This window comes from Pseudomonas sp. LPH60 (genome assembly GCF_030718165.1).
In the GTDB taxonomy this organism is placed as follows: domain Bacteria; phylum Pseudomonadota; class Gammaproteobacteria; order Pseudomonadales; family Pseudomonadaceae; genus Aquipseudomonas; species Aquipseudomonas danubii.
Genome location: NZ_JAVAJH010000009.1, coordinates 191,444 through 216,310, shown reverse-complemented (window position 1 = coordinate 216,310; position 24,867 = coordinate 191,444). Strand labels below are relative to the sequence as shown.

Sequence of the window (24,867 nt, the reverse complement as noted above, 5' to 3'; positions counted from 1 at the left end):
CGCAGCGCAACTGACGGGTTTTTGCGGCGGCTTGACGGACCTGTGGTCAACGACGACGAGCTGGCCGCCAGCGTTTACCGCGCCGTTGCTGTTTTCAGTTGCCACGGTTTGAAACTCAGCCACAGCAACACCCCAGGTACCTGCAAGGCAATCATCACGCCCAGCGACCACTGGTAAGCCTCCACCGGATGCCCTTGTCCATTGGCCGGCCACAGGTTCAGGATCTCTCCCATCAACCATTGCAAGGCGAACGCCAGCACGAACACCACCAGGTTGAACGACGAACTGACCCGCCCGGCCAGTTCAGGCGATACCGACTGAGCTACGATCGCGTAGTTCATGGTGGTGGAGGTGCCGAAGAAGCTGAACCCCATGGCAATCAGCAGCGGCGACACCGGCAGTCCGCTGATCATCAGCGATTGAAACACGATGAAGATCGCAACCCCGGCGCCGCACACCATGATCGGCTGCACACCAAAGCGGCGCAGGTAGTCGGTGATCGAGCCGAAGGCCAGCGAACCTGCCACCATCGCCACGGTGCCCCAGAGCAAGGTATTGGCCATGCTCGACTCACTGAGCTGGGCGACATCGCGCAGCCACGGTCCCATCCACAGCGACAGCACCGACATGTAGATCGCATGGGCAAACACCGAGTACAACGCCAGTCGCCAGAATACCCACGAGGAGTAAAGCGTGCCCACGGCCTTGGACATTTCGGCCAGAGTGGTGTGCTTGGGTTTGTAGGTGCGCGGCACGCTCAGGTGAATGACCACGCTGACGAACAGAGTCAACAGCGCCAGAATCAAGAACGCTTCACGCCATGAGATCCACTTGAGCAGTTCATGCAGCGGCGTGGTGGACGCCATGGCGCCCAGGCCGCCTACCGACAACAGGCACGCCGTACTCAGCGGCAGGCGCTCGACCGGCAGCCAGATGGTGCACGCCTTGATCGCACTCATCAGCGAACCGGCAACCCCCAGGCCGATCAGGCCGCGACCGATGATCAGACCCAGCTCGGTGTGGGAGAAGCTGAAAATCAGCGAGCCCAATACCGCGAACAACAGCATGGGGGCCTGCACGCTGCGCGGGCCGTAGCGGTCGAGCATGACGCCGAGCGGAATCTGCGCCGCAGCGAAGGTCAGAAAGTACACGCCGGTCAGCAGGCCCATGCTGCTGGCGGGCAGGTGCAGTTCCTGCTCCAGGTCCACATAGATCAAAGCGTTGACCGTGCGAAACAGGTACGAGACGAAATGGCCGAGGCCAAAGGGAATGAAAATGGTCAAAAACAGGTACACAAAGGTGTGCTTTATTTCCTGGTCGGCCTTGGCGCAAGAGGCTGTATTTTCTTTACTCATGTCGCAAGAGCCTCGCATGGGGAAAAGGTTGTGCGTATTTCACAGCAGAAACGCCCTCGTGCCTCTTCAAGCCAAAGTTCATCGGGGCACGGTCGCATTTCCGAGAACTTGACGTGGCCTGCGTTCTTCAGCGCATTGCTGATGCCGTCGAAGGACAAAGGGTTGTCGAAGTCGAGGAACAGCGGTTTGGGTTCGGTATCGATCTTGACGAAGGCATAGCGGGGCAAACCGTGAGCGCCAGCCCAGGCACGCCATTGCAGGGTGTGTTCAAGCTCGTCGATCGAGCCCTTCGGTTCCGGCAGGCGATCGCGGGCAAATAGCCAGGAAGCGCGCTTGTAGAGGGTCCGGCCCAACCAGATACGGCGGTGATCGTGTTTGGCCACGGCGCTGCCGGCCAGGGCGAAGCCCAGCCGATGCAAGGGCGTGGAGTACACGCACAGCAAGTCTTCGCTGAACTGCCCCAGGGCGTCGACCACTTGCAGACGACCGTTCACCCGCAGCACTTTTGCCCTGCCAGCGGCAAACTGCTGGTGCGCTGCGACACAACCGCCGCCAGACGGCAGCACCAATTGCAGGTAGGAGGGCTGCAGTGGCCAGTCGATGTGGGAGCGCTGATAGCTCTCGGGCGAGTCAGCCAGTACCAGGCGAGGGCGTTGGAAAATCGCCTCCACCTGTTGGTTTATCTGCGTATTGAAGGGGCCGAACGGGGCGGCAACGGGCTGGCTCAGCGTATGAACTGCCGGGTGCACTTCACCGACGATGATTTCGTAGTCGCCGCGATTGAAAGCCTCGACCGAGGCGCTGGAGAGCAGGATATCCGGGGAGTGAAAGTCGCTGCCGAACACCTCGAAGCCTTCGACATCCAGACGGCTGTTCAGCAGGCTGATCAGGCGCTCGACGTCCGCAGCACACAGACGCACTTCGGCATGCCCCGGGAAGTCCTGCAGCAGTTGCGCCCAAGCGCTTTCCAGGCGCTGATCGAGGTCGCCGATGATGCGCGCCTCAAGTGCAGGCAACAGAGGGGCAAGGGTGTTGAGCAGGTCGAGAAAATCAACCGGTTTGCCGGGGTTGGCCACCTGGCGCTGCTCCCAGACCTCAATGAAGGCCTGATTGAGCTGGTGCGCGATGGCTTTGATCAGCCACTGATTGATGCGCATCAGCGGCGCCAGTTCTTGGTTGACTTGGTCGAGCATGGCTTGCCCAAGGCTGATGTTCATGTTTCTCGAACAATCTTCGTACAGCGGGTAACGGCCGACATACATGGCGCCGGTTTCTCGGCTGAGGTCGACCCCGGCCTCGCCAAGCAGTTGGTTCAAGCGCTCCAGGCATTCGGTCCGACGCATCAGGTCGCCGTGGGCATAGTCATGGCGCAAGCCCTCCAGCGCTTCAAGGCGCGATTGCCAGAGCTGGTTGAACGGGTCGGATACCCCCGCGTTGGCCAAACAGCGTTGCAGCTGCACGATGGGGTGGCGCTCACGGGGCGACATTTGCCAGCCCCGGCGCACGATACGTTTGCTCACCAGGTGCTCCAGCAGATCGCGCAATGTGCCAGCCGCATCTTGCGGGCAGTCGTTCAATATCCCCGCGTAAGTGGCGGCTCGATCCTGGTGCTCGCTGATGTACTGCAGTACCTGGGCGGTTTGCGGGTTGAGGCGCTGGCTTTTGCCAATCGGCATGAACAGGGTCTGTTCGTGCAGGTAGCAACCGGTATTGAGATGCAAGGGCATACGGTCGGTGTCTGGGCATTGCTGGTTGATCTGTTCGACCAACCGCTGTACCACCCAATTCTCGAAGAAGGTGTGGCGATCCTTGATCCACGCCGTGTCATCCTGGGTCAGATGCACATTGGCTGTCTGCCGGGTATCGAACCGGCCCCAGGCCAAAGGTCCGAAAAAACTGGAGGTATCGTTCTTGGCGCAGAAGCGTTGCGCGTAACTCCAGCCCAAGCGCAGCTTCTGCTTTTTGCGGGTGTCGTTCCTGCTGTGCCGATCCCTGATCAGCTCACGGATGCGTGTCAACGCCGACGGGTTGGAGATGAACAAGGCCTCGGCCACCGCATCGTCATCCAGGAAGTCGATCAGTCCTTGGCGGGCGCTTTCCAGATAGGCGTCATATTCCCGGGCGGCTTCTTCAGGCGCTGACGTTCGCGCGAGCAAAGCATTCCAGTGTTGCAAAGCCTCACCGAGAGGTTCGCGCAGTACTTCTGGCAGATCGGTGGGTTGCAGGGCCTGGTTCTCGTTGAGTTTGCGGATGAATTTGCGGCAGGCCTGGGGCGAATGCGCGTTGGCCTTTTCAAGCAGCGTCGCCTTCAGCGTCTGCAAGGAGCGGAAGTCTTGCTCGAAGGCGCGGCACGCTGGCAGGTCGGCGAATCGGCCCAGATCCGTCAAGTGATGAATGGGGAAACCGGTCGAGCGCAGCCAGAAGTACTGTGAGCTTTCCATGGTCTAGGCCGGCATCCTGATGGCGTTGAGTCGATGCAGCTTATCGAGCAGTGCCAAGTCTTCACCGCTGGGTTGTGCGGCGCTGGAACCCAGTATCTGCATCAAGCTGACGAGTGACTGTGGTTGCTCCAGGCAGTGATAGAGGTACGCAGCGCGCGGGCTGATCAGGGTGAATTTGTGGCGTGCCTCAGGGGTGGGCAAATACACCAAGATGTGCTCGCAGGCTTCCTCCGGTCTGCTACGCCCGAGCAGGCTTTTATCACGCAACCAGTGCGACAGCGCATAGCGGCTCTGGTAAACGCGTGCACCGTCGGTGCGTTGATAAGTGCCCGGCACTGCGGCATTGGTTTCCACCAGCCCGATGTAGAGGCGCACAGATTCGCGCTCAAGACCCATCAGGTCGCGAATCTGCGGGTAGTCGGCAAGTTCCTGGCGCACGAGCAGAAAGCCCAATGCCGCGTCGCAATAGCCATACACTCTTGGCCCGTAGTCGAACCACTCTTGTTGGCGCAGGAATGCCTTGGACAGTGCCGGCAGGTCCAGGCCGATATTGAGCAGCGCGCGCAGCGTCAATGGCGCGCCGGTTTCCAGCGCATTGATAAAGGAATTGACCAAGCGGAACTGATAGTTTTCGACGAACCATTTCACTCGTTCAAACTGACTGCCATAGGCCTGCAGAATCACCCGCTCGTTATCAGGAAAGTGTTCCAGCCATTGAGTCGCGCCTTGAGCTTCGAACAACTGCTGCTGCAGTGTTTCATCGCGTAGCAGGCGTCGCCACAGCTTCCAGACCTGCTCAGCATCCATGCGTCAGCTCCTGTGCCGCTTTTGTGTAGTGATTCCAGATGTTCTGTGCGCGCCGCACATCGGTGACGATCATGTGTTCGTCGTTGGCGTCCATCACCCGTGTCAGTGCGTGGTGAGCCTGCCCCTGGTATTCGAGGATGATCGCTGAGGGTTGGCAGCGGGACATGAGTTCCTGGTACAGATCCCAAACAGGTTCGGGCACACACGAGTCATGCCAGTCGTGGTAGAGCCCCTCATGCCAGCTGCCACCTGCCAGATGCACAGAGATCACCTTGTCCAACGGCAAGGTGTCGAGGTAGTCGCGCAAGTCGAAGTCTTTCAGGTTCAAGTGGTTGGTGTAGATGTTGTGCAAGTCCAGATGCAAGAAGGTGCCGGACTGCTGCACGAGACGGGCCAGGAACTCGGCTTCGCGCATTTCTGCACCCGGGCATTGCAAGTAATAGGCGGCGTTTTCATGGGCCAGTGGCATCCCATAATGTGCCTGCAAAGCCTTCGCGCGTTCGGCGCAGCGCAGAACCTCTGCATTGGAAAACTGCAGCGGGCTGCTCCAGATATCCAGCCAGGAGTTGTCGCCATAAAAACAATGGTTGGCGACCCATGGGCTGTTGAGCATCTTGGCCAGGGGCACATGGCGTTGCACAGCGGCGGTTTCTTCAAGAGGGCTGAAACCAAAGTCGCAACCGTAGTTGGAATGCGCCAGCAAGGTGAATTTCTCAGACAGCCGATTGATCATCGCCTGGGCCGCGGGCTTGATGATCTGCGGGCCGTCCATAGGGGCCATGATGTTGTCGAGCAGTATTTCCAGCACATCGACTTCGATGTCCTCAAATGGAAACCAGTCGAGGATCTCGGGGTTGTACTGGATACCCACACCAATCGGTTCGGGCTTAACGAAGTGAGCCATGTGGTTGCCCAGTTTGAGGAAGGGAAGGCTTCCTCGACGTCAAGCCGAGGAAGCTCGGAGCGATCAGGCGAACACTTTGCTTTCGATGATTTCGATATCGTCGAGGTCGAACTCCTCGAACGGTGCATCGGTAAGGGCTTGCGGCGCGACGTCGGCCGGGGCGGTTGTGGTGGTGGCTTCATCCATGGCGGCAATAGCCGGAGTCACTGTAGGTTGAGTCATGACACTGTCCTTATGGGTGGTTGAAAAGGCGAATCAGGGTGGCTGCGATGAAGCTCCAGGCGATGACCCAGCCCAGGCAGGTCAACAGGAATGTGCCCCAGTAGAGCCTGCGCAATGCAGGGGAAAGGGTTTCCTGCGGCGCGCTGCGCCAATGGCGCTTCACATAGTTGAAAGCACGCTGGCGCAGGCGCGGTTGCCCCAGCACTTCGGTAATCGCCAGGTAGGTGTCGCCATTGAAGATGGGCAGCAGGGTGGGGATGAGGGAAATGCACGAAGCCACGATCATCACCACGAAAAGGGCGGGCAAAACCCCTTGGGTGTCACGGAACATCGCCCACAGGGCAATGCCCACTCCCGCATACAGAAGGCTGACCAAGGGGCCTGCCAGAATGGTGATCACCCGTTGGTTCAGCGGTAGCTGCGACCATTGTGTCTGCACCGGACGTACCCAACCGGTGGCGAGCAACAAGTAGATGCCGATCCCGAAATCGTTGACCTTGACCCCATAGTGACGACAGGCCATCGCATGCCCCAGTTCGTGAAGGGCGATGGAGGTCAGGATCACCGGGAAGTGCCAGAGCAGCCAGCGGTAACTCTGGATATAGGTGGCGCTGGCATCGGCCATGAAGCTGTCCAAGTGCGCGCCCAGGTACACGAAGCTCAACAGGGACAAGGCCAGCAGCGGCAAAATGAATGCCGCGCGGCAGCACCAGGGCGCCAACCGGTAAAGACGATCAAGCAATGGCTGCGGGTTGGTTTTAACCAGGTTAATCAGCAAATGCTCTTTCAGCGGACCATAGGTTATGCCCGTGGCGGGATCGCGCAGGTCCTTTTTGTGATCCGTTTGCTCGCTGCTCAGCAGTTTCAGGTTGAGCAGTTTGCGCTCGAACTGCGCAAGCTTCTCGGGGCTGACCTTGATTCGATGCTGCGCCAGGGCGGCGTCGACAATCTCTTGCAGGTTTCGCTGGCCATCGAAGAGCAAGGCAAGTGAGTACTCGGCCTGGCCCAGTTCAAAACCGATATCACTACGGGGGTCGTAGAGGTTGTAGCGTCGGGTGACCGCGTCTGCTGGCGGTGGTGTCACGACCAGATCATCCCTGAAGCAGGAATGGACGCGGGCACTCGACTTTTCGAGGGCATAGGCCGAGGCACTCATGTGCGGGGTCGCATCGAGTGCAGGCTTGGCATGTAGGACTCCTGCAGTGCCTTGCGGCCCTGAGCCTTGATGCTTTCGAGGTGCTCGGTGGCAGGCTGGGCACAGGCTCGCCCCAGCACGAACACCGCCCCCGGTCGGGTCGGCCCGCACACGGGCTCATGGGTGGTCTGGATCGGCTCCCAACCATGCCGGTACATCAGGTGCTCGATACTGCTGGCACTCAAGTAGCGGCGATGGTTATGGGTTAGAAACCCTTGTTTGATGCCATAACCCAACGCGCGACCTTCAATCAGCAGCAATCCGTCCTCGGCACTGGCCTGCCGGCAAAGTTGCATGACCTGGTTGACGTCATGCACATGCTCCAGCGAACCGTTGATGATGATCAGGTTGTAATCACCCGTGGGGCTCATGTGTTCGGCGCCCACCAGGTCGATGTCCAGGCCGATATTCTTGCCGTATTCGACGTAGGCCCGGTCAGGGTCATTGCCTCTGACTGTCCAGCCGCGCTTGGCAAAAGGAATCATCAGGCCGCCGGCGGAGCAACCGACGTCAAGCATTTTGCCTTTGGCGGGAAGCACATCTTGCAGGTGCTGATACAGGTGTTCGCCGCGGCGTACCTGGTCCAGAAAGAAGGCGCGCTCCGGCTCCGTATTGCCGAACAAACTCAGGCGGTAGAACTTGTCGTAGTAAGCGCTGTAGAAGGCTTCGTCGAAGCGGTATTGCTGGAAAATATGCCCACAATCCTGGCAGCCGAGCACTGGCAATGCCACCGCCTGGTCACCGGGGCCCTGGACACTTTCCAGCAACACCCGATGATCTTTGGAATTGCAAAGTTCACAATCCATTTTCTGCGCACGAAAGGTTTCAGGCATTTGCAATAGTTGCAAATACTGTTGTTCTATAGTTGTACTCACAATGAAGCTCCATTCACTTAATGCAGAAGAAGCCTTCAAAGCAAATATATTTGAAAATACTGGTTATATCCTTGAAGCCGGCGCGGGATAACATGTCGATATTGCCGGTCGTGGAAAAAGGCTCAAGGACACCTTTCAAACTTCTGGTCTTCGCCAGGATTTCATCGGCGTTATAACCTTGGTCGCGCTTGTAATCTACATACAGGCTGCTGAGGATGTCTTGAAAGCGTGCGTCTGGGCCGCGTACTTTTTCAAACATGATAAAAGCACCGCCCCAGTTCAAGGTTTCGTAGATACGATCGAACAAGGCTTGGCGAATGCGCGGGTGCACGAACTGAATAGTGTAATAAGCAACTATCAGATCACTTTTTTCATAGGGAAAGGTCAGGATATCGTCGGTAACGAAGCTGACGTTGTGCTGCGGCGACGCGCTCAAGAGCTCATTCGCCTTGCGCGTCATGGCCTCTTCCACATCAATGCCCACCCACTTCACCGAGGCGCAGTGGCGCTGTGCAAGTTGTCGAGTGAGGGTGCCGGTGGAACTACCCAGTTCGTAGCAGGTGCTATCGCTCTTTACAAAAAAGTCGCTGAGCGACAGCACGATGTTATGCCCGTCCTTATATTTAGGTACGGACTTCGAAACATGGGAGTCAAAGTGTTGCGGAGTACTGCCTCCGAAACTCCATGAGGCATTACTCGACTCTACGCCGTCACCGACGGTTTCGTAGAGAGTGGCAGGCGAGGTAATTAGGGAAGACATGTATGTCACATCCTTGTCCGATACCAATGGGGGTGTACTAGTACAACGAGAATCCTTTCTCTCGGACAGGAGAGTATCCAGTCTTAGTTAACGTGTCATCATTTTTTTTTGCGAACAATAAAGGTGCGATTGCACCAAAAAGGTGCGAGAAATCGCTGTTGAGAATAGTCCGCAGTACACACCGATTGTTGATGTTCTCGGTACTTGAGGTTGCCCTGTTCGAGGCGGTGGATCTTGCATCGCCTTGAAGGCGCATCAAGCCGCGAGGCAGAGGGCTCGGACCGCGCTCGACAGTGATTCGTTGTTTGACATCATCGGCCTGATTCCCGGTATCGATCTTGAGGCCAGGGCTTCTTCATGACTGTTTGGCAGCGTAGGTCTCGCCAGTCAGCAGCAGGACGCCTTCTTTTGAGCTGACGCGGGTGATGCTGTTGATCACGACATTAAGGCCGCTTGAATGCGGGAACAGCGAAAACAACAACTCGAAATACAGGTAGTCCTGAACCAGGCGCGCCGCCAGATCGGGATGGTCTTGCAAGAGCGCCCTGAAGCTTGGGTAGCCCAGCTGTGCCAGCTGCGGAATGTCGACAAAACCCTGGTCGATATCGTCGGTTTTGCATTCGGCGGCAAAGGTGTCGGCGCAGTCAAGAAAGCATTGCGGCAGATCGCAGTGGTGGATGCGCAGTTCATAGGGCGTTGCTGGGATCGTCAGTGCCTCGCCGAAGCCCAGGCTGCGATAGCCGATGGTTTTTGGGTCGATGAGTTGGTCGGCTGAGGTGAACTTCATGGGGATTGGCGTCTGAGTTGGCAGGGGCAGGGCGTCAGTTTGTTTTCGCAGGTTCAAGAGCTAACCTCCTTTCGGTCGCTGCAAGCGCCCGCGGCCGTGATAGTTCAGAAAGTCCCACATCGGCGCGGTGAGCGTTTCCTGTGAGGCAATGCGCCAGAAGGTTGTTTCCCCCAGCAGCGGTTGCAGGCGATGGATCAGTTCCTGCGCCGCATTGTGGTGCCCGGTGTGCAGCCAGTGCCTGAACAGTTGCTGGTTTTCCTGCCTGGGTAATTGCGCCGCCTGGAGCAGTATCAGTGAGAATCGAAAATCAAGGGTCCACAGACGCTTGAGGAAGTCGACCCGCTCGGGGATGGGCAGGCTCACCAGCCATTTTCGCGCCTGATGGTCCACGTCGGCTGTGCCGGTTCTATTGGCCAGTTGTTCGGGAGTGAAGTGAGTGTCATCCATGATTTGCAATCGTCAGAGAAGCCGGGAAGGGACTGTACTGTGTCCGATGTGATGCGGTAACAAGCGTCTCTATTTTCTTTCATCATCCTGAAGGTAGACCTTGGAGCCTGCGGGTATGGATTCCTTCTTGATCATGCTTGGTAGCGAGAACGGGGTATGACTCAAGGGCTGTTTTTTCTTGACTGAAACAAAAAAATCAATGTGTGTATAAATGTGCTCGCCTTGTGGTGTGCAGATGAGCAACGGGGCCCCGTTTTTGAGTTCGCGCATAAAGGCCTGGGGGACACCAGGAGCGAGCACGCAACCTTGGCCCGTTATGCTGAAGACGTCTTCAACTTCAAAAAGAAATTGCATCGGGTGCGCCTGATCTGGTCATTCTTTCATGTGATCCGACTCTATCTTTTAGTGGCGGCGCTTCCAACTGCTTAATGCGCTACTCAGGTTTGAACTATCTGGATTTGGAGCTTGGAAATGGGGTTCTCCACCACTGTCTGGGAATGGTACGGGCAGGATGAGTACAAGCGGGTGCTGGCGGTGGGCGAGGCGATTGATGCCCTCGGATTCCTGGTATTGGATTCCGGCGCTCAGCAGGCCAGCATTCCCGATTGCGCCGCCTGTGAAGCCTGGTCCATGGCGATGTTGCCATTGGAGGCGCTGCTTGCAACGTGCGCGAGCGCTTTGCCGGATGAGGTTCGGGCTGGAGTGCAAAACCTCTGGGAGCAATGCAACGGGTTGTCCGAGGCGGCCTTTCATTGTGGCAATCGGGGGATCTTCGAGCATGGGCAGTGGCAGTTGTTGCGGGAGGCTGCTGGGCAGTTGTTGGGTGTGATGGAAGAGGCGCAGTTGCGCCCCTTTCTGGAGGAACTGATGGTGGATTGTGGACGTGCGGTGCATGGCGTGAAGTCTTGACCCAAGTGTTGGCCTGAAGCTGTTAACGAATGCGGCAAGCTGTGACTGAGTGGAAAGAAACGGATGTTTGACGAGCTGATATTTACCGCTGAAACGCCTGCAAAAGATGATGCCTATGTCGGTGGTGGGGCCTGCCTGCCCACTGATCTGGCTTGGCCCTGTTCGCCTGATGGCGTGCCGCTGACACACCTCATGGCCTTTCCTGGAAGTTGGTTTTCAGAGGCCTTGATTGATGGGGAGTATTGGGTTTCGGTTTTTATGCCTTATCAGCTGGGTGAAGTGGCTCACTATCGAAAGCTGCGCGCCATTGACGGTCGTTCGCAAGCAATTGTCATGGGCTATGTTCGAGCCGGTTCCGAGCGGAATGAGGCGGCTCAGCCGATTTCAGATCGCGGGACGGTGCGGCTGGGGGTGAACGCCGACGTGGACGATGATGAAAACCTGGCCTCGAAGTTGGATGGCGTGGACGCTTGGCTGCAGTCGCCTGTTTCAGCGGGAGCAGGGCGTAGAAGGGTATCCATTTATGGGGGCGATCTGGATAGAGCGCTGCCTGAGCATAAAGGCGTGCTTTCGGATGGCATGGGGTATCTGTTTCTGGATGAGGACTTTTCAGAGAGGACAGGCGCGGGGATTGGTCGGTTCTTTTTGCAGTTGGGGTAGGGCGATAGGGCGCTATCGAAAGCGGAGGCCAGGCCAGCGATCTTCGCTGAAAGGGCGTTTAATGCCAGTTGAGAGGCTTCTAGATAGACGGAGAGAGCCAATACTCTATCCCTGGTCGGAGCCTTACCTAAGTGTCTGTGGCTCTGGCAGTTACCCGTCTGGATTCAGCTGTGTCGGTGCTTTGTCGTTTGGGGGCTAATCGCTTTCGGCCAGGAGCGGTCATTGGCGGACTTTGCCCCCCCTCGCCTGAAATTACGCGCTGCCATGATGCTATAGGCATGTAAATGTATTGGAGCAAACACAATTGCCTTTACCGTATTCATTACTACGTCATTCAGCTTCTGAACTTGCCAGATTGATTCAACGGCGCGAGCTCTCCTCCACATCCATTGTGTCCACCTACCTGGCACGTATCGAAGCGCTTAACCCATCACTCAACGCCTTGGTGCAGGTATGTGGCGAGGCTGCGTTGGCACGCGCCTGGGAGGCCGATCGTGCAGTTGCCCAAGGTGAGTATTGGGGAGCGCTGCATGGCGTCCCCTTCACCGTTAAAGACGTTATGGATACTCGCGGTGTGGTGTCAGCAGTCGGCTTGGTCGATCGGGCTCGATACGTACCCGAGCAGGACGCTGTAGTGGTTAGGCGAATGAAAGCTGCCGGCGCGATCTTGCTTGGCAAAAGCAATTGCCCACCCGGGGGCGACGGGGGCGTCACTGATAACCCCGTATATGGTGCTACGCGTAATCCGCATTCTCTATCCCACAGCCCAGGAGGCAGCAGCGGTGGCGAAGCTGCTGCGATCGCCGCCGGCCTTTCACCATTGGGATTAGGCAGTGATTCCGGCGGTAGCTTGCGTGTGCCTGCGCATTTTTGCGGTATCAGTACGTTGAAACCCACCAGTGGCCGTGTACCCAACACCGGTGTATTCGATCATCTTGGCGGGCTCAGCGACTACCGCAGCCAGATTGGCCCAATGGCCCGACATGTCGAGGATCTGGCTTTGGTGCTGCAATTGATCGCCGGTGAGGACGCTCGGGACGCCGGCGTGATACCGATGCCGCTCTGCGCCATGAGTACTGTCGAACTACGCGGATTGCGAGTGGCTTGGTACGGCGAGGGCGGCATTGCACCTGTTGACGACATCACGCAGACGACTCTGCAGTCGGTGGCCGAGATATTGAGGGAGGCAGGTGCCGTGCTCTCTTCGGCGTTCCCTGAGGCATTGGCCAATTCCAGAGCCATTACCGAACGCTATTGGGCCATGAGCAAAGGCTCCGGGGCGGAGTTAGTACAGTTGTTGGCAGACTGGGATCAATTTCGCAGTGCAATGCTGGGGTTCATGGAGGGCTACGACATCATTCTCTGTCCTGTCGACGCCGCACCGGCGCCGTGCGTGGGAGAGGCACGGCCTACCCTGTTCAGTCACACGTTGCCCTACAGTTTGGCAGGTTGGCCCAGCGTGGTAATTCGTGCCGGTACTAGCGATACGGGTTTGCCGGTGGGGGTGCAGATCGTCGCGCGACCTTGGCACGAGCATGTTGCTTTGGCTGCAGCAGTAGCAGTTGAGAAAGCGCTCCCATTCACGCTTTGAATCGCCACCGGTCATTGGCAAAAACCTGAGCCGAAAATGCACGCAGGTTTATTTTTAATACATGAGCCGCTTCATATCACGGCCAAAAGCACCTGAAAAAGATCCATTTGGTTGGCTGCTATCGCTCCACAAAAGCAGCCCATCAGCTAGAAAAATAAGGCGCACTGCGCCTCTTGCGCCCGCAAACGCAGGATCAGGCCCGAGGTGAATTCAATCACCAGATGATGATCCGCAGGGTCGACCGGTTGAATCCTCAACCCAAAGCGAACTTTGGTTGAGGACAGCTATCGGCCACTTGCGGACGTTCCTCGGCCACCAGGGCCAACGCCATGGCCCACCTGGCGGCGCAGCGAGGGTTCCGCTGGCTTGCTCCATGGGGGGCTTGCGACCGCTGTTTTCGTCAAAGGCATAGGACGGATGTGCTAGATAGCCCTTTGCTACATGTTCAGGGTGCCAAGCTATTGCCTTCAAAAATAACGGCAAAGGACCGCCCCTATGATCGCTTTTACAAGGCATTTCTTGCCTGCCGCATTACTGTGTAGTGCCCTCGCTGCCCAAGCGAGCGAAGTGCTGAAGGGCGACTACTGGGTCGTTCACCACCAGGGGGCCTTGGGCAAGAATCAGGTGTTCATCGCCGACGGCGACCCCACTCACATCATCAATCGTCCAGGTGGCGCGAAATCATTGGGTGTCTATCAACTTTACGAAGAGCCCGGTAAACCCAACTTCACCTCTTACGATGTCGAAATCGATTGTGCAAAGAACCGCGTGCGCATCATGGGTGCGGCGGATTTCCACAGCGTGTTCAATGATTTTCGCAATGCGAAGTACTCCAGCCAATGGCAGAGCAAACCTGACGCCTGGCTGGCACAAAGCCGTGACTTTGTCTGTAAGCCGACTGAACGCCAGGCCAAAAAGATGGAGCACTTGGGTGTGATGCCCGCGTCGCAAATGAGCAAGGCAGGGCCGCAGTTCTTCGAGATATTGAACCGCGAGGCAGCCAAGGCGGCCATCATGCAGAAGATAGATGAAGGGTTCGCGCAGATGTCTGCCAAGTAACCTGGCCTTCAGGGAGAAGACCTTATGAACCGATTGTTTATGTTGGCCCTGCTCGCCACCTTGCTCAGTGGCTGCGCATCATTGTCGGCCAGCAGTGCCTGGAAAGATCGCCCGGTGGGCGAACTGATCGACTTCTTCGGCGTGCCAAGGCAGATCATGGTGGCGCCGAAGGAAGATATGGTCGTGCTCAGATATGTACGTGACAGTAGCTATGTTTCACGTGAAGCCGCGGGTACTTACACGGGGCCGCAGAACGGGCAACTTGTGCATGCAGAATACTGGGAAGACGTGCAGCACTCAGGCAGTTGCGAAATCAATGTGTTCGTCAACAGAGCGCGACTGGTGGAGAAGGTGCGAACTAAAGGGCGTTGTGTAGCGGTCCAGATGACGCCGGCAGGGTAGGAATGGGCCACTGGCGAGGGCAGATTCCACGAACATGCACATCAGGACAGTGGTCGTCGACCTGCGCTACGGGCGCGTGCATGGCCCACTTTGGGGGTCAGGAGATCGGCAACCCTGTACCAGGTCTCATCCGAGAACTCGTAACGCTTTGCAATTGCAGAATTCCTTCTCGTAGAGGAGTAGGGACTCTACAAAAACTGAGCTAACGAGGGGCCATGATTGGAGTTCTGGGCTTTAGTACAGAGCCTCACAAAGCGGCCCTTCACGAGGGGCAGGAACCGGCCAGAAGCGGACGTTCGCAAGCGATCGCTAACGCGTGGGACGGGCGGCTTGGAGATCTCTACTTTACAAGGTGCGGCTCGTGTTTCTGCCTAAAATGGCTTCGAAGAGCTACGCGAGCCGCCGAATGTTACGTAAAGTTAGCTTGCATCTCCCACAGCAAGGCCAAGGCTCAACCCGTTTTGAGTGATTTTACCAATACGTCGACGAGCTGAATCCAAAGCATCACGTACTCGCCTTCTAATTATATACTCATCTAAGCCAGCAGAGCTCGCTCTGACAGAATCGGCTATTTGCACTAGCTCGGGTGATATATAGCTGACAAGCGCCGGATCTAAGGCTATTGGAAGGCCTGCATTCGAGTCTTTAGATACGCGATTTCTGGTAGGACCGAAAGACAGATAATTTGATAAGAAATCTGCACTCATCACCGGAGAAGGCTGAGGCCTTCCTCCGTAAGTTGTGTTGACCTTACTACTGATGCTGAATGCCATTTGATCCAAGGTTAGCCACCAACTGGTGTATCCAAATGCAATATCGCTTTTCTGGCGTCTCCTGGAGATCACGCCAACAAAATTTTCGGTGTCATGCTCCGCAAGTCGCAGAGCTAGCATGTTGTCAGAGTTTGAATTAGTACGCCGTCCCTCATGAATTCTTATCCATTCTTCCTTGACGGCGATTCGATACGCTGCGTCCACGCTTTCAACTTCTTCAGATATATTATCCATTGAAATCTGGAAGAATTCATTTATATAGTCAGCCACGTCATCTTCAGGGCGCGCCGTCCCTCTAAATTTTGAAACCCAAGAGTTGAATGCTGACGGCGCCGCGCCACTAGCAATATAGAATGAAAAAAGATATGGGTAGGAGCCGTTCCAATTGTTTGTACCGATGTTAAGAGAGCAAGCGATGCTACGATTCATGTGGCGCTCTACTTCTTCAATGACCCCAGAAGTAACTTTTAGTTTTAAGCCGGCAGAATGAGCCGCCTTTATCAATTTCTTGAATTGCCAATCTTCCTCATCCAACAACTCTTCGGCGAATAATGGAAGTATTGCAGAGGTGTCTAGCCAAATCTCACCCTCGCTAAATATTTTTTTCACAGCTGCTTGAACATCTGGAGTTTCGCGGAGAAACGCCAGCATGGTATAGGAGTCCGCGAGCCCTTTAATGTGATGGTTAATGGAGTCTGATGGGCTTGACAAGACCCTCTCAACGGCAGCAGCGAGCAAATTTAGCAGCGCGTCAGTTCTGGGGGTTTTATCGTAATCGTTGAGCATAACTTTAGTGATTTCGACAAGTCCTTCGAAACCAATTTTATCCATCTGCCCGTTATTAATGGCGTGGACAAAAGATTCTCCCCGATTTAATAGGAACTTTTCTATACTTAACATGCATATATCGCAAAGTGCTAACTCGACGTCTTCAGATGGGATCATGGATGCCGGAAAAATTGTGCGCAATATCTTTTTAATTTCTTCTTTAAGCTTTCGATTCTGAATAGCGTTTTCTGCTAGCTTTTCACGTAACCGCTCATATTCCTCGTATTTCAAGCAAAAAGAATCTGCCCCATTTATAGTGTGATGATTTATTATTTTTTTAGTTAGCCTATTTAGAGACTTGTTAGTTTCATCAATGACTGTTTTTTGATCCTGGTTGGCAAGAGTCTCAATGATGGATTTGTGAATCTCTTCTCTTGGCATGAGCTCGTTTGATGAGGTATTACGCAAAGCCATTTTAACCAAACCATCAAACGCCAGCTTAGTCAGCCCCTTTTCTCTAGTGTCATCCTCCCATTGCATTTCAAGAAAAACCAGTGCCGCACGACTTTCGTTGGGGCTTAGCTTTTGTGGCCTTCTCTCAAGAACTTGGTCCCTCTCAAGTATTGGATCAGCTATATCTCTTGCGAAAGACGCAGCCACCGTCTCTCTGTGATCGTCCCCTTCGTAACGATCTAGAAAATAGTTTTTATCGAAAATATCTAGTCTTAATTTATAATCTTTTCTAAGTGTTTTTTTTACTTCATCTCCCTTGGCGCCTATCTCCTGATTTGTTACATAAATAAGATCAGTAACGTGCGGAAAATTTTTTTTGATCTTTTTTGCTGTACCTTTAATCTTTTGGTCCCAAGCCATTGCAACTGAATACTGAAGCATTACTGTGGTTTCTCCCTCCGGAGAAAAAAGTTCCGCGTCCCTTCCTTCGTCGCCTGAGGGGTGAGCCATTGTCCGTATTGCTGGATACTCAGAGCTTAAAAATGCTGAGGCAAATTGCTCAAACCTCGCCCAGTCCGAAGGTTTGGTTTCTTTTAAAGCGAAGTTGAGTCGATTACGGTGCATCATCAAACTCCTTTTTGTGAGGCAGATTTATATTTATCGGGAATGATGCCTAAAGTTAGCCGAAAAAGCTAAGCAGGTTAGTCCCAAGACCAACCGATCGAGAAGCGCAAGCTAAATCGACACGTACTTTCGTAGTCCGCAAGCCAGTAGCGGTCGCTTGCCAACGTCCGCTTTTGGCCCAGAGTGTGTAAAAACGCTTCCGAGAGTTAATCTTGAAGATCGCAGTGTTGTCCGCGCAGATGAGTCAGGCAGGGTGCCAAAGCAAACACGGGGGGATATCTAGTGGTTACATCAACGGGCGAGCTGGCGATACGTCAGATTTCAGCGCTTCCTCCGGAAATCCTAGTACTAGAAGCGGAGGCAGTTACAGATGGTTTTAGGTTTCTCACGCGCTTGGTTGCAGATTGGAAAAACGGGTCTAATCGATTCGATCAACCAGGTGAATGTCTTTTTGGAGCCTTCCGCAACGGGCAACTGATCGCCATCGGTGGTCTTTCATATGATCCATATGCTGGGCCGGACATCGGGAGACTACGGAGGGTTTACGTCGCGCGTGCATCAAGGGGCCAGAATGTGGGTAAAGCTCTGGTGCAGCAGCTTCTGGAATATGCGGCTCAGCGATTCATTGTCGTGCGCCTATCCACGGATACACCAGAGGGAGCCGCATTTTACATTCGCTGCGGGTTCCAACAGATACAAGATGATTTTGCTACTCATGTGAAGTCATTAGTAGATGTCACGTAATCAGGGCGAAATCACTTATGAAGCGCTTCATCCAAGGTGAACATCGCGGCCAGAGCACCTTGCTTCCCGAAAGCCTCGACGACTATGTCAGCGATACCAATCCGGTGCGTGTAGTCGATGTCTTCGTCGACGAACTCGACCTGGTTACCTTGGGTTTTGACGGTGTTATTCCAGCTGACACAGGCCGGCCTGCTTACCACCCTGCGATCCTGCTGAAAATTTACATCTACGGCTATCTCAACCGCATTCAGTCGAGCCGGCGTCTTGAGCGAGAAGCCCAGCGCAATGTCGAGTTGATGTGGCTGACTGGTCGCTTGATGCCCGATTTCAAGACCATTGCCAACTTCCGAAAAGACAACAGTAAGGCCATCCGGGGCGTCTGCCGCCAGTTCGTTGTGCTGTGTCAGCAGTTGGGATTATTTGGAGAGAGTCTGGTCGCCATCGACGGCAGCAAGTTCAAGGCGGTCAACAACCGCGACCGCAACTTCACCAGCGCCAAACTGAAGCGGCGAATGGAAGAAGTTGAATCGGGCATCAACCGTTACCTGACGGCGCTCGATACTGCCGATCGGCAAGAACCCACATCCTCTGAGCCAAAAGCCGTGCGGCTGGAAGAGAAAATCGCCAAGCTGAAAACGCAAATGAAAGAGCTTCAAGCGATTGAAGTCCAGCTCAACGAATCGCCGGATAAACAGGTTTCACTGACCGATCCAGACGCCCGTTCCATGATGACGCGCGGCACCGGTATCGTCGGTTACAGCGTCCAGACAGCGGTCGATACGCAGCACCATTTGATCGTTGCGCATGAGGTGACCAACGTCGGTTCCGATCGTGATCAACTCAGCTCGATGGCCAAGCAGGCCCGCGAAGCGATGGCGTCAGAAACGCTGTCGGTAGTGGCTGACCGAGGTTACTTCAAAAGCGAAGAAATCCTGGCTTGTCACGAGGCCAACATCACCGCCTATGTGCCCAATCCGATGACCTCTGGAGCCAAGGCTGACGGGCGTTTCAATAACGATGCCTTCATCTATGACACAGCGAAAAACGAATACATTTGCCCGGCTGGAGAAGCGCTCATTTGGCGCTACACCAATGTTGAAAAAGGCCTGAAGCTGCACCGTTATTGGAGTTCGAAATGCCGGGGCTGTGCAATGAAACCGCAGTGCACACCGAGCACGGAGCGGCGGGTTCGACGCTGGGAGCATGAAGCAGTACTGGAGGAAATGCAGAACCGGTTGCGCAACGCGCCGGAAATGATGCGGATCCGAAAACGGACAGTTGAGCATCCCTTCGGGACGCTCAAGCAATGGATGGGCGCGACACACTTCCTGACCCGAAAGTTTAACGGGGTGAGTGCAGAGATGAGCCTGAATGTGCTCGCCTACAATCTGAAACGGGTCATGAAAATCATCGGCACCACTGGCTTGATGAGCGCGTTAACGGCGTAAAAACCTGTATTTTTTATCCCTTCCAAAGGACTTAGGGGTTGCTGAGCCGTTTAACTGTTCCAGGAAACGTCATGGCCATGATCAGTAAGTGAAACGTGAGCAGGGCCTCTTAGCGTCGACAGAGAAAACCCAATTCGGCGTTTTTACACACTCTGGGCCGATTGCAGCCACTTTTAAAAGACTTTTTCCCCCTAAAAAGTCCAAGGCCCCATTTGAAACGCTCCGCGCTACCAAGCAGCGCGGAGCGCTCAGGCGTCAGTCTTGAAGGCGCCAGCCCATCACTCCCAACAGGTCGCAGCTGTCACGCAGCAGAATCGCCGCTGCGTTGGAGATATGTTGCAGATCGGTGTCGTCAGCACTCTTGAACTCTGCGCGGGAGAGGCTTTCCAGCAGTTGAGTCACGGCCAGTAAACGTGCGGTGCCGTTGGCGTGCAGCACGTCCAAGGGGGCGGTCTTGTCGATAAACAGGCAGGGAATCAGGCAGTCGATGCCGGTGATGGGGATGTATTGCTGAGTCATGGGAACCTCCGCTTGTGGGTAAGGGAGCTGTCCTGTCGTCGCCAGTCGAATAGGTGGCAGCTATACGCGGGTTGGCGAGCCGACTCATCCCACAATAATCGGCAGATCCGAGGATCTCCCGCGTACAGCCGCCATGAAAGATCGCCGTGAACATAAAGGGTCCTCGGCAAAGCTTGCAAGCGGAAGTGCCTGTGGGTGAGTTGCCAGGTCGCCAAACCCGGTCGCCATTAGGGCGAGTGGGGACTATGGATGTTGGGTCTTGGGGGGACAAGTCAGACGCGTCTGCAAGTTTTGTAGGATTGCGGAGCGGGACTTGGCGGCCTGCGAGCCGGCCAGTTTTTCTGGGGGGTGGGGTACATATCCGTTGCTGCGGGTGCGGCGGCTGGCGGTTTCGCCCTTACGGCGAGTCCCTTTTTACAAACGCCTAAAAAGGAACCAAAAACGCTTGCCCCTCCATGGGCCCCTCGCTGGGGCTCGGGGTTCCCTCTCTCCGGCATTGCTCCGGGGGCCCGCCGCCAACCGGCCATCCATGGCCGGGTGGCGGCTAGCTCGGCATCCTTGCCGAGCTGCCCCCTACGCAACGCCTACGTTCGGCCGGCTGGGAAGGGGCCTGAAGATCAAGATCAAAAGCCAAAGCCAAAGCCACGGCAAACGGCGCGCCCGTCCGGGCGGCGCATTTTTAAGCCTTCTTCAGCACAACAATTCCCTCTCGTAGGAGCCGGCTTGCCGGCGAAGAGGGCGGTCTGGTCGTGCGCGGAATAACGACAGCCCAGCGCTGCACTGGCGGCTGTTTTCGCCGGCAAGCCTGCTCCTACAACGCTCGCGCGTTCCTCTCGTGAATGAAGCTTTTATGACAAAAGTTCGGTAGCACATCGCCACGCACGTCTTGGGTATGTAACGCGCTTGAGGGGGCCGCCAGGCCACTTTTTTAAGCCGAGGCGGGACGCCGGGAGTGAGGCTATGGGGACTATGGAACGCTACTCGAAAGTGGGCATGCAGGAGCTGGATCAACGGCTGTCGAAGATTGTCGAGGCGGCGCGCAAGAAGCCGGTGTCGGTCTATCGCTACGGGGCGCCGTGGGTCTGGATCGTGTCCCAGGATGACTGGCAGGGCGCCTTGAAGGAGGTGGCCAGCTATATCCCGCCGGGGCATTCGCTGGTGCTGCTGCGTCCGCAGATCGATGAGTTGCTGGATCAGCACCGCGATCTGCTCCAGGGCCTCAATGCCGAGCCCGGCATGCTGATCGCGCCGCGTACGGTGATGCACATTCTGTTGCTGCAGTTGCTGTATTCGGTGCCCAGCGAGCAGCAGCTGTATGAACAGCTCAGTTACAACCTGTTGTTCCGTTGGTTCGTCGGTCTTGATCTGAATCAGAAGGTCTGGAGCTTCAGTGTCCTGAGTCGCGACATCGCCACGCTGTTGAACAACCCGCGGGCGGTGCAGTTGATCCAGAAAATCATCGGTGAAGTGTTTTGCGGCGCGCTGCTGCAAATGCCCGAGTTCTCGCTGAATTTTGCGCTGTTGCACACCTGGCTGGCGCGCCACGAAAACACCTCGATCAGCAGCAATTGAAGCGGCCAAACGCTGTGCAGACGGCGACGGCAATGCGCGTGCGCGCGCCAATTTTCAGTTTTTTAGGGGGCGGTGTGGAGCATCTGGGCAAATCAGGGCGACCCGGCAGTGGCGGGCGCTGGTGGCCGTTGTGCGGCTGGTTGACGCTGGCGGCACTGGCGCCGGCGGTGCAGGCCGAGGAGGGCGAGGCGGTGCCGGTCGAAACCACGGCTGCGGCGCGGTTGGTGGACGTCAATGAATACTTCGTGCGCGGCAATACGGTGCTCGATGCCCGGGCCATCGAGGAGGCGGTGTACCCGTTCCTCGGGCCGCAGAAGGCCCTGGCCGATATCGAAGGCGCCCGGGATGCGCTGCAGAAGGTCTATCAGGAGCGCGGCTACCAGTCGGTGTTCGTCGAGCTGCCGGAGCAGAAGGTCGAGGACGGCATCGTTTATCTGCAGGTCAGTGAAACCAAGGTCGGCCGGGTGCGGGTGGTGGGGGCCAAGCATTACTCGCCGGTGGAGATCCGCGATCAGGTGCCGGCGTTGCAAGAAGGTCAGGTGCCGGATTTTGCCACGGTGCAAAGCCAGCTGGCCGGGCTCAATCGTGGCGCCGGGCGCCAGGTCATGCCGCTGGTGCGCGAAGGCCAGCGCCCGGGGACCATGGACGTGGACCTGCAAGTGGAGGACCAGAACCCCTGGCACGCCAGCGTCGGCCTGAACAACGACTACAGCGCCGACACCGAGAAGCTGCGCAGCGTGGTCAACGTCGGCTACGACAACCTCTGGCAACTGGGCCACAGCATTTCCCTGACCTATTTCACCGCGCCCCAGGACACCGACAACGCCAAGGTCTGGTCCGGTTCCTACAGCGCGCCTTTGAGCGAGCGCTGGGCCCTGCAGTTCTCCGGTTACCAGTCCGACAGCAACATCGCCACCATCGGTGGCAGCAACGTGCTGGGCAAGGGCCATTCCTACGGGGTGTCGGCGATCTACAGCTTGCCCGCGGCCGGCAACTGGGCCAACTCGCTGTCGGTGGGGGTGGACTTCAAGGACTTCGAGGAAGAGATGCGCTTTGGCCGCAGCAGCGACCAGATTCCGCTCAAGTACGCCCCCGTGACCTTTGGCTACAACGGCTACCGCTACAGCGAAAAATCCCAGCTGGGCCTGGGCCTGAACCTGATCGTCGGCACCCGGCGCTTCTTCGGCTACGGCAGCGACGCCGAGGAGTTCCACTACAAGCGCGATGAGGCCAGTGCCAGTTTCTCGGTGCTCAAGGGCGACCTGAATTTCACCTACACCTTCGCCAACGACTGGCAGTCGGCGTCCAAGACCGCCTTCCAGCTGGCCTCCGGGCCCCTGGTGTCCAACGAGCAGTATTCCGCCGGTGGCGCCACCTCGGTGCGCGGCTACCTGGCCGCCGAGCGTACCGGGGACGAGGGCTACCTGTTCTCCCAGGAACTGCGCACGCCGTCCCTGGCCAAGTTCCTCGGCAGCTACGTGCAGGAGTGGCGTTTCTATGCCTTTGCCGAAGGCGCGCACCTGTCCCTGCACGAGCCGCTGCCCGAGCAGGAGGACCAATACAGCCTGGCCAGCGTTGGCCTCGGCACCCGCGCCAGTTTGAGCAAGTGGCTGTCCGGCAGCCTCGACTGGGGCTACCCGCTCAAAGACGGCCCCAACACCCAGAAATACGACCCGCGCCTGCACTTCAGTGTGCAAGCGACGTTCTGACTTTACGGAGACCCTTCCCATGCAACGCTTATTCCTGAGCCTGTTGATCTGCCTGGGCTTCGTGCTCCCGGCCACGGCCCATGCCTGGTGGCAGGACGACTGGCATTACCGCAAGCAGATCAGCGTGGACACCACGCCCCAGGGCGCGGCCATCAACGAGGCCCTGGGCCGCACCGCGCTGCTGGTGCGCCTGCACACCGGCAATTTCACCTTCGACGGGGTCAAGGAAGACGGCGCCGACCTGCGCTTTGTCGCCGCCGATGACAAGACCGTGCTCAACCACCAGATCGAAAGCTTCGACCCGCTGATGGGCATGGCGCTGATCTGGGTCGATGTGCCCAAGCTCGAAGGCGGCCAGCGCCAGGACATCTGGATGTACTACGGCAACCAGAAGGCCCCGAGCACCGCCAATGGTCAGCTGACCTTCGACCCCAGCTACACCGCCATCTACCACTTCGACGGCAGCAACGGCACCCCGGCCAAAGACACCACCGCCTACGGCAACACCGCGCAGAACGCCACCGGCGCGGCGATTGACGGGGTCATCGGCCGCGCCTTGCAGTTCAGCGGCCAGCCGCTGTTGCTGCCGGCCAGCCCGTCGCTGCAGCACAACGCCGGCGGCGCCTTCACCTTCAGCGCCTGGGTACGCCTGGATCAGGCCAGCGGTGAGCAACTGCTGCTGGCCCGCCGCGAAGGCGCCGGCAGCCTGCTGATCGGCATCAACCAGGGCCTGCCCTTCGTCGAAGTGGACGGCCAGCGCGCCGCCTCCACCCAGCCGCTGAACCCGGGGCAGTGGCAGCACCTGGCCCTGAGCGGAGAGGGCAGCCGCCTGGCGCTGTACGTCAACGGCCGCGAAACCGCGAGCCTGGCCCAGGCCATTCCCACCTTCAATTCGGTGCTGGCGATCGGTGCCGACCTGCCGCCCGCCGCCGGCGCCGAGGCCAGCCATTTCCTGCCGTTCACCGGGGCCCTGGACGAGCTGCGCCTGTCCAAGGTGGCGCGTCCGGCGGCGCTGATCCTGGCCGATGCCAGCGCCCAGGGCGCGGAGTCGAAGCTGGTGGCTTATGGCGTCGATGAAGAACAGTCGGGTTTTGGTTTCGGCAGCCTGGGCTTCCTGCTCAAGGCGGTGCCGGTGGATGCCTGGGTGATCATCCTGGTGCTGGTGGGGATGATGATCCAGTCCTGGGTGATCATGCTGCGCAAGAACCGCATGGTCGGCCGGGTCAGCGCCGCCAATGCGCTGTTCCGCGAGCAGTTCGCCAAGGTCGGCACGCGCCTGGAGATGTTCGCCGACGACCAGGTCCTGGCCAGCCGCCTGGAGCATTCCTCGCTGTGGCGCCTGTACCTGGTGGCGGTGAAAGAGATCCGCACCCGCCGCGAGCAGGGCGCCGACACCTCCTCGGTGTCGGCGGCCACCATCGAGGCCATCCGCTGCTCCATGGACGGGGTGCGCACCCGGGAAAACCAGCAGCTGAGTTCCAAGCTCTCGACCCTGTCCAACGCCATTGCCGGCGGCCCCTACATCGGCCTGTTGGGCACGGTGCTGGGGATCATGGTGGTGTTCCTCGGCACCGCCATGGCCGGTGACGTCAACATCAACGCCATCGCCCCGGGCATGGCCGCGGCCTTGCTGGCCACCGCCATGGGCCTGTTCGTCGCGATCCCGGCGCTGTTTGGCTACAACCGCCTGATCACCCGCAACAAGGAAGTCGGCGCCGACATGCGGGTGTTCGTCGACGAGTTCATCACCCGGCTGGCGGAGCTGCATGGCGAGAGCCAGCACAGCGAGAACGCCCACTGGCGGGTCAGTCACAGCAACGCGTCGGTTCCGGCCTGAGGAGAA

The 24,867-nt window shown here is 57.2% G+C and carries 23 protein-coding genes; 10 read left to right on the top strand and 13 right to left on the bottom strand.

The genetic code is table 11. The features are described 5' to 3' along the window. Positions 1 to 74: 74 nt before the first annotated feature. From Q8O96_RS27930 to Q8O96_RS27880, 11 genes are all read right to left on the bottom strand, one after another. Complete coding sequence (locus Q8O96_RS27930) at positions 75 to 1,355, bottom strand: MFS transporter (protein ID WP_115580164.1); 1,281 nt, start codon at positions 1,353 to 1,355, stop codon at positions 75 to 77. Then, on the bottom strand, positions 1,352 to 3,796 hold the full coding sequence (locus Q8O96_RS27925; RefSeq protein WP_305949808.1) for a lantibiotic dehydratase: 2,445 nt from the start codon (positions 3,794 to 3,796) through the stop codon (positions 1,352 to 1,354). The genes Q8O96_RS27930 and Q8O96_RS27925 overlap by 4 nt, the downstream gene beginning before the upstream one ends. Positions 3,797 to 3,799: 3 nt before the next feature. Then, on the bottom strand, positions 3,800 to 4,603 hold the full coding sequence (locus Q8O96_RS27920; RefSeq protein WP_305949807.1) for a hypothetical protein: 804 nt from the start codon (positions 4,601 to 4,603) through the stop codon (positions 3,800 to 3,802). Then, the gene (locus Q8O96_RS27915; RefSeq protein WP_115580162.1) at positions 4,593 to 5,507 is read right to left on the bottom strand and encodes a DUF692 family multinuclear iron-containing protein; all 915 of its coding nucleotides are present in this window, start codon (positions 5,505 to 5,507) and stop codon (positions 4,593 to 4,595) included. Before Q8O96_RS27915 ends, Q8O96_RS27920 begins: the two co-directional genes overlap by 11 nt. A 63-nt stretch (positions 5,508 to 5,570) precedes the next feature. Next, entirely contained in the window at positions 5,571 to 5,729 is a 159-nt protein-coding gene (locus tag Q8O96_RS27910) for a TglA family RiPP precursor (protein ID WP_162884043.1), read from the bottom strand. Between the two features lie 10 nt (positions 5,730 to 5,739). After that, the gene (locus Q8O96_RS27905) at positions 5,740 to 6,813 is read right to left on the bottom strand and encodes a M50 family metallopeptidase (RefSeq protein WP_115582402.1); all 1,074 of its coding nucleotides are present in this window, start codon (positions 6,811 to 6,813) and stop codon (positions 5,740 to 5,742) included. 68 nt (positions 6,814 to 6,881) lie between these two features. Further along, on the bottom strand, positions 6,882 to 7,694 hold the full coding sequence (locus Q8O96_RS27900; protein WP_242553860.1) for a bifunctional 2-polyprenyl-6-hydroxyphenol methylase/3-demethylubiquinol 3-O-methyltransferase UbiG: 813 nt from the start codon (positions 7,692 to 7,694) through the stop codon (positions 6,882 to 6,884). A 118-nt stretch (positions 7,695 to 7,812) separates the two neighbouring features. Continuing rightward, positions 7,813 to 8,559 carry a methyltransferase domain-containing protein gene (locus tag Q8O96_RS27895; protein WP_305949806.1) on the bottom strand — a complete coding sequence of 249 codons (747 nt, stop codon included), beginning with the start codon at positions 8,557 to 8,559 and terminating at the stop codon, positions 7,813 to 7,815. A gap of 355 nt (positions 8,560 to 8,914) precedes the next feature. Beyond that, positions 8,915 to 9,403, bottom strand: coding sequence for a hypothetical protein (locus Q8O96_RS27890; protein WP_305949805.1), 489 nt, complete (start codon positions 9,401 to 9,403; stop codon positions 8,915 to 8,917). 3 nt (positions 9,404 to 9,406) lie between these two features. Then, positions 9,407 to 9,793, bottom strand: a complete 387-nt coding sequence (locus Q8O96_RS27885; protein WP_305949804.1) for a hypothetical protein — start codon at positions 9,791 to 9,793, stop codon at positions 9,407 to 9,409. Between the two features lie 69 nt (positions 9,794 to 9,862). Further along, on the bottom strand, positions 9,863 to 10,147 hold the full coding sequence (locus tag Q8O96_RS27880; protein ID WP_305949803.1) for a hypothetical protein: 285 nt from the start codon (positions 10,145 to 10,147) through the stop codon (positions 9,863 to 9,865). A gap of 117 nt (positions 10,148 to 10,264) precedes the next feature. Between Q8O96_RS27880 and Q8O96_RS27875 the strand changes: the two genes are divergently transcribed. From Q8O96_RS27875 to Q8O96_RS27855, 5 genes are all read left to right on the top strand, one after another. Beyond that, on the top strand, positions 10,265 to 10,702 hold the full coding sequence (locus Q8O96_RS27875) for a hypothetical protein (RefSeq protein WP_221812056.1): 438 nt from the start codon (positions 10,265 to 10,267) through the stop codon (positions 10,700 to 10,702). A gap of 63 nt (positions 10,703 to 10,765) precedes the next feature. Beyond that, positions 10,766 to 11,362 carry a hypothetical protein gene (locus Q8O96_RS27870; protein ID WP_305949802.1) on the top strand — a complete coding sequence of 199 codons (597 nt, stop codon included), beginning with the start codon at positions 10,766 to 10,768 and terminating at the stop codon, positions 11,360 to 11,362. Positions 11,363 to 11,651: 289 nt separating this feature from the next. Then, on the top strand, positions 11,652 to 12,953 hold the full coding sequence (locus Q8O96_RS27865; RefSeq protein WP_305949801.1) for an amidase: 1,302 nt from the start codon (positions 11,652 to 11,654) through the stop codon (positions 12,951 to 12,953). Between the two features lie 495 nt (positions 12,954 to 13,448). Beyond that, a complete protein-coding gene (locus tag Q8O96_RS27860) occupies positions 13,449 to 14,012 on the top strand; it encodes a hypothetical protein (RefSeq protein WP_305949800.1) in 564 nt (187 codons plus the stop codon). Positions 14,013 to 14,036: 24 nt separating this feature from the next. Continuing rightward, positions 14,037 to 14,414, top strand: a complete 378-nt coding sequence (locus Q8O96_RS27855) for a hypothetical protein (RefSeq protein ID WP_060839488.1) — start codon at positions 14,037 to 14,039, stop codon at positions 14,412 to 14,414. Positions 14,415 to 14,833: 419 nt separating this feature from the next. Here Q8O96_RS27855 and Q8O96_RS27850 read toward each other — a convergent pair whose 3' ends face one another. Next, a complete protein-coding gene (locus tag Q8O96_RS27850; RefSeq protein ID WP_305949799.1) occupies positions 14,834 to 17,032 on the bottom strand; it encodes a hypothetical protein in 2,199 nt (732 codons plus the stop codon). A 282-nt stretch (positions 17,033 to 17,314) separates the two neighbouring features. Here Q8O96_RS27850 and Q8O96_RS27845 point away from each other — a divergent pair, with 282 nt between their 5' ends. Further along, positions 17,315 to 17,776, top strand: a complete 462-nt coding sequence (locus tag Q8O96_RS27845; protein ID WP_250330869.1) for a GNAT family N-acetyltransferase — start codon at positions 17,315 to 17,317, stop codon at positions 17,774 to 17,776. Positions 17,777 to 17,793: 17 nt separating this feature from the next. Beyond that, positions 17,794 to 19,224, top strand: coding sequence for an IS1182 family transposase (locus Q8O96_RS27840; protein ID WP_305949798.1), 1,431 nt, complete (start codon positions 17,794 to 17,796; stop codon positions 19,222 to 19,224). Between the two features lie 255 nt (positions 19,225 to 19,479). On the opposite strand, the gene Q8O96_RS27835 is transcribed toward Q8O96_RS27840, so the two are convergent. Then, the gene (locus Q8O96_RS27835; protein WP_305949797.1) at positions 19,480 to 19,743 is read right to left on the bottom strand and encodes a short-chain dehydrogenase; all 264 of its coding nucleotides are present in this window, start codon (positions 19,741 to 19,743) and stop codon (positions 19,480 to 19,482) included. Positions 19,744 to 20,712: 969 nt separating this feature from the next. Between Q8O96_RS27835 and Q8O96_RS27830 the strand changes: the two genes are divergently transcribed. From Q8O96_RS27830 to Q8O96_RS27820, 3 genes are read left to right on the top strand one after another with little or no spacing between them, the layout of a single operon-like run. Further along, entirely contained in the window at positions 20,713 to 21,315 is a 603-nt protein-coding gene (locus Q8O96_RS27830; protein ID WP_019093945.1) for a transposase, read from the top strand. Between the two features lie 32 nt (positions 21,316 to 21,347). Then, a complete protein-coding gene (locus Q8O96_RS27825) occupies positions 21,348 to 23,024 on the top strand; it encodes a ShlB/FhaC/HecB family hemolysin secretion/activation protein (RefSeq protein ID WP_240322005.1) in 1,677 nt (558 codons plus the stop codon). Between the two features lie 19 nt (positions 23,025 to 23,043). Continuing rightward, positions 23,044 to 24,861, top strand: coding sequence for a DUF2341 domain-containing protein (locus tag Q8O96_RS27820; protein WP_305949796.1), 1,818 nt, complete (start codon positions 23,044 to 23,046; stop codon positions 24,859 to 24,861). The last annotated feature ends 6 nt before the right edge of the window (positions 24,862 to 24,867 follow it).